The sequence below is a fragment of the Arthrobacter sp. RT-1 genome (assembly GCF_003367205.1).
Classification (GTDB): Bacteria; Actinomycetota; Actinomycetes; order Actinomycetales; family Micrococcaceae; genus Arthrobacter.
The window spans coordinates 68,946-80,037 of the sequence record NZ_QRGQ01000002.1 but is presented as its reverse complement, the minus strand read 5'-3'; the positions used below and the strand labels follow the sequence as shown (position 1 = coordinate 80,037).

Genomic DNA, 11,092 nt, shown 5'->3' with positions numbered 1-11,092 from the left:
AACGGCCAGACACCGGTTACCCTGACCACCGGGCTGGATGGGCTGCCCCATGCTTTGTCAGACCCCCCTGTCATAGTTTTCCTATGGCGGGCAGGGCGGCATTGGAAGCGTTGGAGGTCCTTGAGGCGTCCCTTGCTGAGCTGGGTGCTGTGCTGCGTGGGACCGGTGAGGGCTTTGATCCGTTGCGGGAGCAGGCTGATCGGAGCCTGGACGGGCTCGCCGGGGTCGCCCGGATTGAGGCCGGGACCGCGGCGTTGAAGGTGCATCTGGCGGCAGGGTATGCAGAAGCTGCCAAGGCTGTGGCGTCGCGGGCCATGGTGCCGTGCGGGGCGATGGCGCAGGAAGCGTCAATGGTCGCCGAAGTCGCCGGTGTGCTCACCATTGGTACGCGGGCTGCCGGTGTGCTGTTGAACGAGTCGCAGGTGCTGGCCAATGTTTTGCCGTTGACCCTGGCGGGGTTGCAGGACGGGAGCCTGTCGTGGGCGCACGCGAAGGCGATGGTGGAGGAAACCGCCACCCTGGATCGGGCCGGGGCCGCCGCGCTGGAGGCGCACTTCCTGGGCCCGGACGCACCGAACCCGGCCACCGGGTGTGCGGGGCCGGGTGAGTTGGTGCCGCACCGGTTCCGGCACAAAGCCCGGACCTGGCGCGAACGCCACCACCCCGAATCCCTCGAGAAGCGCCACGCCAGGAGTGTCGCGGAGCGGCGGGTGGAACACCGTCCGGACCTGGACGGGATGGCCTGGTTCCACGCCTACCTGCCTGCCGACACCGCGTCGGCGATGTGGAACCGCACCACCGCCCTGGCCCGGGGACTGCAGGGCCCGGACGAGTCCCGCACCCTGCCCCAGCTCTGCGCCGACATCTTCGCCGACGCCGTCCTCAGCAACGGACAGGACGGGCGCAACGGGCAGACCGTGCAGGATTCCGGCGGTACGGTTGCGGAGGTCCGCGCACCGCACGCGGAGGTCCTGGTGACGGTGCCCGTGTTCTCGCTCATGGGGCTGACGGATGAACCGGCGATGCTCGACGGCCACGGACCCATCCCGGCGTCGATGGCCCGGAAGCTGGTCGCGGACGGGGCCGGCTCGTTTTACCGGGTGCTGGTGGACCCGCGGGACGGGGCGCCCCTGGAAATCGGCCGCACCAGCTACCGGGTCACCAAGGCCATCCGCCGGTGGCTGCGCTTGAGGGACGGGAAGTGCCCGTTCCCGGGCTGTTCCAACAACTCGTTGGACAACGAAGCAGACCATTTGCTGGCGTGGCATCACGGTGGGACCACCGGAATATCCAATCTGGGTCAGCCCTGCCGCAAACACCACCGCCTCAGGCACACCAGCGGCTGGACACCCACCCCGGCCACCAAAAACGAACCACCCGGCTGGATCTCACCATCAGGCCGTCGCTATAAGAGCGAACACCAGGACTGGGAACCACCACAATGGCCGGAAGGGTTTTGGCCCGAAGGGTTCTGGCGGGAAGGGGGCGACGACCTGCAGGGTGGCATGCCTCAGCCGCGGGTTCCGCAGGACTTGCCGGTCAAAGATCTTCCCCCGCTCGGGGATCTGATGTATCCGGCACCTCCACCAGAGGAACCATCCGGCGACAACTTCCTGGACATCGACGAACTGCCACCCGACGATCCACTGTTGGAGGAGTTCTACGCCATGCCCCTTGTCCTGCCGGAGGACCCGCTCCGGGTTTTGATGTACCCGGCACCTCCATTGGAGGAACCACCTGGCGACAACCTCCTGGACATCGACGAACTGCCACCCGACGATCCACTGTGGGAGGAGTTCTACACCATGCCCGTTGTCCTGCCTGAGGACCCCTGCAGAGACTGGGAACTCCTACCCTCCTGGGTGCCTGTGCCTGTGCCGGCAGGTCACAGGACCGTTGACCCAATATCGAGCAAGGAGTAGCTTCGGCCTCATCTGGCCGATACCAGTGCTTCTTTCCACGGCCAGGGCGGGAGTGAAAGGAGTCGGGTTGTGAGCCAGCTGAAACCGTACCGCCGGGCAGGAGCCGTTATCACCGCTGCGAGCGTGTGCTGGGGGCTGGGAATCGCCATGGTTGGCAATGTCCACGCCATCCATGACCCTGCCGTCAGGCTGTCTACCCTGGAACGCCACCGCGGCCTCTGGATTCTGGGCCAGTTCCTGGCCGCTGCCGGCACCGCCGCGGCCCCCCTGGGCTTCGCCAGGTTTGCCCAACAGCTCGGGCGGGCCCAACAGCACCAGTCCGGCCCGGTGAAGGACTCCGGAGCCGGACCCGGACCAGCGCAAAAGCTGGCCACTGCGTCGGCCGCTGCATTCCTGGCGGGCAGTCCCATGTTCGTCGTGACCCTCGCCGGACGGGCCGCTGACATCGAACGTTTCGCTTACCGGCGCGGCCCGGCCTGGCCATTCCTCAGCTATGCGGGCCTGCAGACCTTCGGCATTGGCGCGCTGGGCGGAGCCCTCCTGCTTTCACCGCTCAAAGGGCCCACGGCCACAGGCGCAGCCGCGAGTGCCCCGCTTTTCGCCGCCATGCTCCTGCGCTACAAAGACCTCCCGCCTTTTGTTTTCTACGCCGTGGAACTCGCCGCAGGAATCAGGCTGATGCGCTATGCAGCGGGACCGGAAACTGCTTCCCCTAGGATTGCCGCACCCGCAGCAGCTCCGGAACCGCATCAGCCTCCGGTAAATCCGCGGCTCCGCTCATAGTGATGTTCACGGCGTGCCTGACCACTGCGCCGAAGCCCATGTCTTCAGGCGGTGGTCCTGCCAGGACCTTGTCCCGCACGCGGCGCTGTTGGGCTGCTCCGGTCCCCCGGGCAATGATGTCTTCCACGCTTTGCCGGACCAGGCCGAGCTCTCCCTGTTCGTCCAGAACCGGAGCGAGGTAGTCCACCAGGGAGCGCACCACGTCGGCCGCACGCTTTGGCCGGAAGTTCCCGAAGTCCAGGAGGTCACCGCTGAGCCCGGCGCTGCTCGCCTGCCACGACGCCATCCGAAGAAGCACCGTAGGTACGGGGGCCGGCTCGACGCCGGCATGCCACTCCCTGCTGGCCGACTCGACAAGTGCACGCACAAGCAGGGCGATGAGGGCAGCATCCTCGGCACGCAGGCAGACGTCGGCCACCCGGACTTCCACGGTGGGGTGATTCCGTGAGAGCCGGGCGTCGAAGTACAGCATCCCTTCATCCAGCATCACGCCGCTGTCCAGCAGCCGCGTGACCACCCGACGGTAGGCCGGATAGGTTCCGTAGATACCTGCAGGACCGGCCGTGGGCCACCGGTTCCACGCCTGCGTGCGGTAGCTCTCGAAGCCCGTTTGAAGACCGTTCCAGAACGGCGAGTTGGCACTCAGCGCCGTCAGCACGGCGAGTTTGTCGCGGATGCGGTCCAGCACCGCAACACCCTCCTCGGGCGACTCCACGTAGGTGTGGACGTGGAAGCCGCAGGTCAGCTGCTCCTGGGCAGTGAGTCCAAAGCGCTCCAGCATCCTGGCATAGCGCGGATCCGGGGTGGTGTGGGTGGTCGAAGCCAATGGCGAGGTTGCCAGGGCTGCCACCCGCGCATCGTTCTTCCGGGCGGCCTGGTCAGCCAGTGCCCGTCCCGCCCGGATCTGTTCAAGCAAGGTGCCGTAGTCCAGGCACGGCCTGGTCTGGGTCTCGATCTGCTCAAGCTTAAGCTCGGCACTCAGGCCCATCTCGTCGTCGTCATAGACGGTGGTGTCTTCAGTCTCGAGGGCGTGCGGATCCCGCGGGGAATCATCGGCTGCCATGCGCCGCCCGGACAGCAGCGCGTCGGCCAGGGCAAGCGGTTCCCCGGTCTCCGGATCAACGATCAGGAGTTCTTCCTCGACGCCGAAAGTACGCATACTCACATTCTGCGGCAGTCACGGGATATTTAACGGGACCTGGCCCTTCATGACGAACCGTGAAAGCTCAGTCCTGGAAGTACTCGATTTTGGCGCCGATGGTATTCAGCCGCTCTGCCAGGTCCTCGTACCCACGTTCGATCACGTAGATGTTCCGCAATTCGGAGACGCCGCGCGCGGCCAGCATCGCCAGCAGCAGGCAGGCGGCAGGCCGCAGCGCCGGCGGGCAGCCCACTTCCGCTGCACGCCACCGTGTGGGCCCGTTGACGTAGATCCGGTGTGGATCCAGCAGCTGCACCTGCGCCCCCAGCCGGTTGAGCTCGGTGAGGTAGATGGCCCGGTTTTCGTAGACCCAGTCGTGGATCATGGTCTGGCCGCTGGCGTTCGCTGCAATGACGGCGAAGAAGGGCAGGTTATCGATGTTGAGGCCGGGGAACGGCATGGGATGGATCTTGTCTTCGGGTGCTCGAAGCTCCGACGGTTTGGTGGTGACGTCCACCAGCCGCGTGCGGCCGTTGCGTGCCATGTATTCGCCGGAAATCTCCAGCTGCTGGCCCATCTGGCCAAGCGTTGCCAATTCGATCTCCATGAACTCGATGGGGACGCGGCGGACCGTGACCTCGGAGTTGGTGACGATGCCGGCGGTGATGAGGCTCATGGCCTCAATGGGGTCCTCGGACGGGAAGTATTCAATCTCGGCGTCAATCTGCGGGCGCCCGGTGATCTTCAAGGTGGTGGTGCCCACGCCCTCAATGGTCACCCCCAGCATCTCCAGGTAGAAGCAGAGATCCTGGACCATGTAGTTGGGGCTGGCGTTACGGATGACGGTGGTGCCCTCGCGGTGGGCGGCCGCCATGATGGCGTTCTCGGTGACGGTATCCCCGCGCTCGGTCAGGACGAAGGAACGGTCCTGCCTGTCTGCGGACGGCGCCTGCACCGTGTAGAAGCCGGCGGTGGCTTCCACCGAAAGTCCGAACTGGCGCAGTGCCTGCATATGCGGCTCAACTGTACGCGTGCCAAGGTCGCAGCCTCCGGCGTAGGGAAGCCGGTATTCCTCCGACTCATCCAGCAGCGGACCCAGCAGCATGATCACGCTGCGCGTCCGGCGCGCGGCGTCAACGTCCATGGCTTCCAGGTTCAAAACGGCCGGGCGGCGGAGCCGGAGGTCCGTGTCGTTGAGCCAGGTGCACTCCACGCCGATGCTGCTCAGCACCTCGACAATCCTGTTGACTTCCTCGATCCGCGCCAACCGGCGGAGCACTGTTGTTCCCCTGTTGATCAGGCTTGCACAGAGCAGGGCGACGCCGGCGTTCTTGCTGCTGTTCACGTCCACCGCGCCCGACAGGGTCCGTCCGCCCTCCACCCGAAGGTGCGTCATCTGCGGTTTGCCGACGTTGACGATGCTCCGGTCGAAGATGGCTTCCAGGCGCTGGATCATTTTCAGGCTCAGGTTCTGCTTCCCCTGCTCCATCCGTGCCACCGCACTCTGGCTGGTTCCGAGTTCGGCGGCCAACTGGCCCTGGGTCCAGCCCTTCTCGTTGCGGGCGTCCCGCAGCATGGCGGCAACGTGTTCAGCGGTTTCCTGAGTCATGGAGCAAATATATCATTCATGAGTTACAGCTGGCGAAATATTGGGGTTTCAGCTTGATTCGGAGACCGCTTACCCGCTACATGCGATAGAAATGGGCCCGGCCCGCTCCTTGTCCCACCCCGAAGTCCGGAGGAAACTGGAGGGGAACTATCTTTTCGACCAACTAACGGAGCCTACATGCCCCGGACGCCAGCCCTTCTGCCCGCCATCCGGCTTGCGTGGATACTGGCAGCAGCCCTGATTCTGGTTCTTGCAGGTCCCGCGTCCGCCGCGCCGTCACCGGGTGAGGGAAACCAATCACTCCTCGGCAACGACATCTCCTGGCCGCAGTGCAAAAAGGAACTGCCTAAGGGCCAGGCCTTCGGCATCGTGGGCGTCAACAACGGCCTGGCCAACAACACCAACCCGTGCCTGGAGGAGCAGCTCGAGTGGGCAGAGACGTCTCCGGGCCTCCCGACCCAACCGGCCGTGTCGCTGTACGTCAACACTGCCAACCCCGGCAGCGCAGGATCCTGGTGGCCGGTCAGCGACGAGTACCCCATCGGGCGGCACGTCCACAACCCCTACGGACCCTGCGAAGAAGGGGACTACGGCACGGCCTGCGCCTACATGTACGGCTATGCCAAAGCCTACGACGACGCCTACATCCGCGGAATCAGCAACCCGGCGGACTATGTCTGGTGGCTGGACGTGGAGACTGAAAACACCTGGTCCAGCGACAAGGACGCCAACCGGGCTGTCCTGGAAGGCATGACGGACTTCTTCCACAGCATTGGGGTGGAAGGCGTGGGCCTCTACTCCACCGGATTGCAGTGGGGCCGGATCGTGGGCAGCGTCAGCAGCTCCAGCAACCTCTACCCGCTGCCGAGCTGGCTGGCGGGCTCCCGCAACGCCTACCGGGCGGCAGGCGCTTGCTCAAAGGCTCCGCTAACGGGCGGCGGCACGGTGGTCCTGACGCAGTTCGTGGCGCGGGGCTTCGACTACAACCATCCCTGCAAGCAGGAACCCTAGCTTCCCAGCCACACCATGTTCCACGTTCCCGCAGAGAGAGCCGCGGCAACGGCCAGGCCCGCCACGAGCAGGCCTCCCGCCAGCACCCAGGCGTCCAGGAGACTGTAGGTGGACTTGCGGGCCCACGTCCGGCTTCCGCCGCCGAAGCCCCGCGCTTCCATGGTGACAGCCAGCCTTGACGCGCGACGGATCGCCTGCACCAGGAGGCCGAAGCTCTGCCCCAGCGTCGCTTTCACGCGCTGCACAATTGTGCCCCGCGAGCCCACGCCCCGCGCCCGGCGCGCCATGCCGATGGTCTGCCATTCCTCAGCCATCAGGCCCACCAGCCGCATCGCGGCCAGCGTGCCCAGCACAAAACGGTGGGGCAACCGGGCCTTCTGCGCCAGTGCATCCGCGAGGTCGGTTGGATCCGTGCAGCTCATGAGCAGCACCGCCGGCAGGGCAATGGCCAGGCCCCGCAGCATGAACCCGATTCCCGTCTCCAGGGAACCCTCGCTCATGGTCCAGATGCCGACGTCGATCAGGGTCCGTCCGCTGTCCGCGGCAAGGATGGAGGTGCTCCAGCCGCCCACGGCAGCGGCGAGAATGAGCGGCCAGCCACGCTGCCACAGCAGCGTCAGGGTCAGGCCGGCAAGCGGAAACAGCAGGAACTCAAAAAACAGCGCCACCGAGGCCGAGACCCAGTCGATGGACAGTGCCAGCACCACCGTGATGAGGACGACGGCGGCCACTTTGCTGAGCGGATTGGCACGGGTGAGGAGGGCATGGTTGCCACGCAGGTTCAGCTGCTGCCTCATGGTGCCACCCGTTCCGCTGCAGCCATCCGCAACTCCGTCCCGCCCAGCGCGGCGGTGAACTCGGCATCGTGGGTCACCGTCACCACTGCGGTGCCCGCGTCCAGGAGTTCGGAGAGGAAGGACGCCAGTTCCGCCCACGTGTTGGCGTCCTGGCCGAACGTCGGCTCGTCCAGCACCAGGACCTGCGGGCTCGCTGCAAGGACCGTAGCCACGGAGAGCCGCCGCTTCTCCCCGCCGGAAAGTGTGTACGGGTTGGCGTCCACCAGCGCGGTGAGCCGCAGCCGTTCCAGCAGTTCGTCAACGCGATCCTCGCCGTGCCCCAGGTGCCGGGGCCCGAACAGCAGTTCATCGAGCACATTGCCGGTAACGAACTGGTGCTCGGGTTCCTGGAACACCGTCCCCACCCGCTCGATCAGCTGCTCGGCTTTCCACTTGTAGGGGTCGATTCCGGCTCCCCGGCTCAAGTCGGTGGTGGCGGAAACCTTGCCGGCAACCGGCTCCAGGAGCCCCGCGAGGGTCAGGGCGAACGTGGATTTTCCCGCACCGTTGGAGCCCACCACTGCCAGCGCCCGGCCGGCCCGCACCTGCGCGGTGATGTCTTCCTGCACCGGGACTGGCGGGATCCTGCGGAACCCGCTGCGGCGCGGACGTTCCCGGGACACTGCCAGCTTTTCGGCGGCGAGCAGGAGATTTCCCGTCCCCGCGGCCGGCACGGCAGCACGGGCACGGGTGGCGGGCACATAACCGGGCACCCATACCCCGGCGGCCATCAGCATGGTCCGCGCGTCACTCAGCACCTGGTCCGGAGGGCCGTCCAGCAGTACCGCAGGATCAGAGGCCGAGCCGGGCTGCAGGACCACAATCCGGTCCACCAGGTCCTTCCAGACCGACACCCGGTGCTCCACCACCACCAGCGTTGCGCCGGTCTTGTCCAGGCACCGGGCCACGGCGTCGCGGACCTCCAGCACACCCGCCGGGTCCAGGTTGGCGGTGGGCTCATCCAAAAGGATCAGCCCGGGCCGCATCGCAAGGATGCCCGCCAGCGCGAGGCGCTGCTTTTGGCCGCCGGACAGGGCCGACGTCGGATGGTCCAGCGGCAGGTGGGACAGGCCGACGTCGTCAAGCGCCTCGTGCACGCGGGTCCAGATGGCATCACGGGGCACGGCAAGGTTTTCGGCGCCGAAGGCGACGTCGTCGCCCACGCGGGAGAGGACCACCTGTGTTTCGGGGTCCTGCTGCATCAGCCCGGCATGGCCGCGCTGCCCGCGGGGGGACGCGCCGTCGACGAGCAGCGAACCTGACTCGTCCGAATCGCCCGCCTCGCCGTCGTCGTTCGCGTCGCCCAGAACCCCGGCAAGGGCATGCAGGAGGGTGGATTTGCCGGCACCGGAAGGGCCGAGCAGGAGCACCCGCTCCCCCGGCGCGATGTCGAGGTCAAGGCCGTGGACCGCGGGCTTGGGGCGGCCGGCATGCCGCCACCCCCAGCCGCGGGCCGTGACGGCCGCCGGCCGCACAGCTCCGGGCCCGGCCTGGTGCGAAGGTGCCTGCATCAGGAGAGGACGGGCTCCGTGGCGGCCCTGCGCGAGGCGAAGGAGCTCAGCACCCCGGTCTTCGCCAGTCCCCGGGTGGCGATCCAGGACAATGCACCGGCGATGACCGCTCCGGAAATCGCGGTGAAGATGATGTAGGCCAGCTTGTCGCCGCCCGAGTAGGCGATGTTCCAGCCCCACGGCGCGAAGGAGTCATTCAGGCCGCAGAAGAGGCCCGCCGCCGCGCCGGCCAGCAGGGAAACGGGCAGGTTGAACTTTTTGTACACGAAGATGGCGAAGATGATCTCCGCGCCGAGGCCCTGGACGAAGCCGGAGAACAGCACGGAGGCGCCATACTGCGATCCCATCAGGAGCTCACCGGTGGCCGCGACGGTTTCGCAGAACAATGCCGCGCCGGGCTTGCGGATGATGAGCATGCCCAGCACCGCCGGGATCATCCAGCCGCCGGCGATCAGGCCGGTCAGGGGCGGGTAAACGGCGTTCATCGGCGCGGAAACCGCGGCCGCACCCTGGGACCAGGCCCAGAAGATGACGCCGCCGGCGATGGCGATCAGGGCTGCCACCACGATGTCCACGACGCGCCAGGACTTGCTGGTGGTCTTCTTGATTGCTGCAGTGCTCATGTGATCCTCCTGGGAAACAGGAGGGGAAAGCACGGCAAGCGGCTACTGCCGTTGCCGGACTTCGAGAACTCGACTCCCTTGCGCCGGTACTAACCGGATCAGGTTCGAGGGTCTGCGGCTGTCCGCACTCTCAGCGCCCACCTCCGGTTCCCGGCCTTTGGCCAGTGCCCGACGGCGGCGCTCCCCTGTCGTTAGGTAATGCTCTGAATGGAATGATGCTTGGGTAGAACTGCCCTGCTGGGCGGAGTCCAGTTTACACCGGGACAGGGGTAGATTGTGGGCCATGACTGCTAATCAGCCGCATGTGACCGACTTCGATCCGGACTCTGACGCCGCGCAGCCGGAAGGATCGCTGCAGGCCCTCATCGGCCGCATCGAGGGGGAGATCCATGAGCTCCAGTTCCCCGGCTTCTCCCTGGACGACTCGCTGAACCTTGGACTTCTCCTTGTGGAACTGGGGAAGGAGCGTGGCCTGCCCATCGCGATCGACATCACCAAGGGCGATCAGGTCCTGTTCCATGTGGCCCTGCCCGGCGCCACCCCGGACAACGAACACTGGATCCGGGCGAAGCAGCGCACCGCCGCCCGGTATGAGGTTCCCTCGCTGCTGGTGGGGCTTCGCGGCCGGCTCCGGGGCGGCCGGATCGAGGACCAGGGCTGGTTCGACCAAACCCTGTACGCCGCGCACGGCGGGTCCTTCCCGGTCTATGTCTCCGGTGTGGGCGCGGTGGCCACCGTCACCGTTTCCGGGCTCCCGCAGATGCAGGACCATGACCTGGTGGTGGAGGCCATGCGTGAGGTGCTGCGCCCGGCAGGGGCAGACGGCCCGGCATGACCGGCAGGGCCGCTGACAATGCCGTCCGGGCGGCACTGGACAAAGCCGAGGACGAGATGATCTTCATCGGCCCGGACCATCCCTACTATCCGCTGCTGGCCGAACTGGTGTCCGCCGTCGGCAAGGCCTGGCAACAGGGGTACGAGCAGGGCCGCAGCGGCGGGCAGCACCCCAACCCCTACACCTGGACCGGTCCGGCGTAAGAAAAGGCCGGAACGGGGAATGTTTCCGCATCCCTCAACGCAGAAACAAAGCCTGCTTAGCTTTTATTAGTAATCATGCTTACTATATTGTTTCAGGCGTGAGAGGAGTACAGGACATGGCAGTCAGCACCCGCCCACCGGGCGTCCGAACCGCCCTGCAGTGGTCTGCCGTTGCCGCCGGCGTCGTATTCCTGCTCGTTGGCATCCTGGGATTCGTCCCCGGAGTTACCCAAAACTATGATTCCCTCGGTTTCGCAGGGCCCGGTTCAGGGGCGCTGCTGCTGGGTGTGTTCCAGGTATCCATTCTCCACAACCTTGTCCACTGCCTCTTCGGCGCCGCCGGCCTGCTCATGGCGCGGACCCACCGCCAGGCCAGGAACTTCTTCACGTACGGCGGGGTCATCTACCTGGTGCTCTGGCTGTATGGCCTCCTCATAGGAGACAACACGCCGGCAAACTTCATCCCGGAGAACGGTGCGGACAACTGGCTGCACCTCGTCCTGGGCCTGGCCATGATTGCCCTGGCCATCATGCTGTCCCCGCGCACTCCCGCCGCCGGCCGCGGCAACTGACCTTTCTTGACGGGCCGTCACTGCAGACGGCACCGCACCGGCACAC

General features: G+C 66.3%; 11 protein-coding genes and 1 riboswitch. Of the genes, 6 read left to right on the top strand and 5 right to left on the bottom strand.

The features are described from left to right. Positions 1 to 83: 83 nt before the first annotated feature. Both DXK94_RS01740 and DXK94_RS01735 read left to right on the top strand, forming a co-directional pair. A complete protein-coding gene (locus DXK94_RS01740; RefSeq protein ID WP_115523561.1) occupies positions 84 to 1,922 on the top strand; it encodes an HNH endonuclease signature motif containing protein in 1,839 nt (612 codons plus the stop codon). 69 nt (positions 1,923 to 1,991) lie between these two features. Then, positions 1,992 to 2,705 (top strand): hypothetical protein, encoded by a 714-nt coding sequence (locus tag DXK94_RS01735; protein ID WP_181884712.1) that lies wholly within the window; start codon positions 1,992 to 1,994, stop codon positions 2,703 to 2,705. Here the strand turns inward: DXK94_RS01735 and DXK94_RS01730 are convergent. Both DXK94_RS01730 and DXK94_RS01725 read right to left on the bottom strand, forming a co-directional pair. Then, positions 2,635 to 3,864: a glutamate--cysteine ligase gene (locus tag DXK94_RS01730; RefSeq protein WP_115523560.1), complete on the bottom strand. Its 1,230-nt coding sequence runs from the start codon at positions 3,862 to 3,864 to the stop codon at positions 2,635 to 2,637. The two genes, DXK94_RS01735 and DXK94_RS01730, sit on opposite strands and share 71 nt — an antisense overlap. Positions 3,865 to 3,931: 67 nt before the next feature. Then, positions 3,932 to 5,455 (bottom strand): UDP-N-acetylglucosamine 1-carboxyvinyltransferase, encoded by a 1,524-nt coding sequence (locus DXK94_RS01725; protein ID WP_115523559.1) that lies wholly within the window; start codon positions 5,453 to 5,455, stop codon positions 3,932 to 3,934. A 177-nt stretch (positions 5,456 to 5,632) separates the two neighbouring features. Here DXK94_RS01725 and DXK94_RS01720 point away from each other — a divergent pair, with 177 nt between their 5' ends. Further along, positions 5,633 to 6,466 (top strand): hypothetical protein, encoded by an 834-nt coding sequence (locus tag DXK94_RS01720; RefSeq protein WP_115523558.1) that lies wholly within the window; start codon positions 5,633 to 5,635, stop codon positions 6,464 to 6,466. Here DXK94_RS01720 and DXK94_RS01715 read toward each other — a convergent pair. From DXK94_RS01715 to DXK94_RS01705, 3 genes are read right to left on the bottom strand one after another with little or no spacing between them, the layout of a single operon-like run. After that, on the bottom strand, positions 6,463 to 7,263 hold the full coding sequence (locus DXK94_RS01715) for an energy-coupling factor transporter transmembrane protein EcfT (protein ID WP_115523557.1): 801 nt from the start codon (positions 7,261 to 7,263) through the stop codon (positions 6,463 to 6,465). The two genes, DXK94_RS01720 and DXK94_RS01715, sit on opposite strands and share 4 nt — an antisense overlap. Beyond that, positions 7,260 to 8,813, bottom strand: a complete 1,554-nt coding sequence (locus DXK94_RS01710; protein WP_115523556.1) for an ABC transporter ATP-binding protein — start codon at positions 8,811 to 8,813, stop codon at positions 7,260 to 7,262. Before DXK94_RS01710 ends, DXK94_RS01715 begins: the two co-directional genes overlap by 4 nt. Beyond that, positions 8,813 to 9,436 carry an ECF transporter S component gene (locus tag DXK94_RS01705; RefSeq protein ID WP_115523555.1) on the bottom strand — a complete coding sequence of 208 codons (624 nt, stop codon included), beginning with the start codon at positions 9,434 to 9,436 and terminating at the stop codon, positions 8,813 to 8,815. The genes DXK94_RS01710 and DXK94_RS01705 overlap by 1 nt, the downstream gene beginning before the upstream one ends. Positions 9,437 to 9,493: 57 nt before the next feature. Continuing rightward, positions 9,494 to 9,633, bottom strand: a riboswitch (TPP riboswitch). Between the two features lie 86 nt (positions 9,634 to 9,719). Here DXK94_RS01705 and DXK94_RS01700 point away from each other — a divergent pair. From DXK94_RS01700 to DXK94_RS01690, 3 genes are all read left to right on the top strand, one after another. Then, positions 9,720 to 10,271 (top strand): heme-degrading domain-containing protein, encoded by a 552-nt coding sequence (locus tag DXK94_RS01700; RefSeq protein ID WP_079595387.1) that lies wholly within the window; start codon positions 9,720 to 9,722, stop codon positions 10,269 to 10,271. Beyond that, positions 10,268 to 10,474 carry a hypothetical protein gene (locus tag DXK94_RS01695; RefSeq protein WP_115523554.1) on the top strand — a complete coding sequence of 69 codons (207 nt, stop codon included), beginning with the start codon at positions 10,268 to 10,270 and terminating at the stop codon, positions 10,472 to 10,474. The genes DXK94_RS01700 and DXK94_RS01695 overlap by 4 nt, the downstream gene beginning before the upstream one ends. A gap of 116 nt (positions 10,475 to 10,590) precedes the next feature. Beyond that, on the top strand, positions 10,591 to 11,046 hold the full coding sequence (locus tag DXK94_RS01690) for a DUF4383 domain-containing protein (RefSeq protein ID WP_115523553.1): 456 nt from the start codon (positions 10,591 to 10,593) through the stop codon (positions 11,044 to 11,046). Positions 11,047 to 11,092: the final 46 nt, after the last annotated feature.

Coding starts and splice junctions, on each gene's coding strand:
- DXK94_RS01740 (WP_115523561.1), top strand. CDS start 84: ATGGCGGGCAGGGCGGCATTGGAAGCGTTGGAGGTCCTTGAGGCGTCC.
- DXK94_RS01730 (WP_115523560.1), bottom strand. CDS start 3,864: ATGCGTACTTTCGGCGTCGAGGAAGAACTCCTGATCGTTGATCCGGAG.
- DXK94_RS01725 (WP_115523559.1), bottom strand. CDS start 5,455: ATGACTCAGGAAACCGCTGAACACGTTGCCGCCATGCTGCGGGACGCC.
- DXK94_RS01720 (WP_115523558.1), top strand. CDS start 5,633: ATGCCCCGGACGCCAGCCCTTCTGCCCGCCATCCGGCTTGCGTGGATA.
- DXK94_RS01715 (WP_115523557.1), bottom strand. CDS start 7,263: ATGAGGCAGCAGCTGAACCTGCGTGGCAACCATGCCCTCCTCACCCGT.
- DXK94_RS01710 (WP_115523556.1), bottom strand. CDS start 8,813: ATGCAGGCACCTTCGCACCAGGCCGGGCCCGGAGCTGTGCGGCCGGCG.
- DXK94_RS01705 (WP_115523555.1), bottom strand. CDS start 9,436: ATGAGCACTGCAGCAATCAAGAAGACCACCAGCAAGTCCTGGCGCGTC.
- DXK94_RS01700 (WP_079595387.1), top strand. CDS start 9,720: ATGACTGCTAATCAGCCGCATGTGACCGACTTCGATCCGGACTCTGAC.
- DXK94_RS01695 (WP_115523554.1), top strand. CDS start 10,268: ATGACCGGCAGGGCCGCTGACAATGCCGTCCGGGCGGCACTGGACAAA.
- DXK94_RS01690 (WP_115523553.1), top strand. CDS start 10,591: ATGGCAGTCAGCACCCGCCCACCGGGCGTCCGAACCGCCCTGCAGTGG.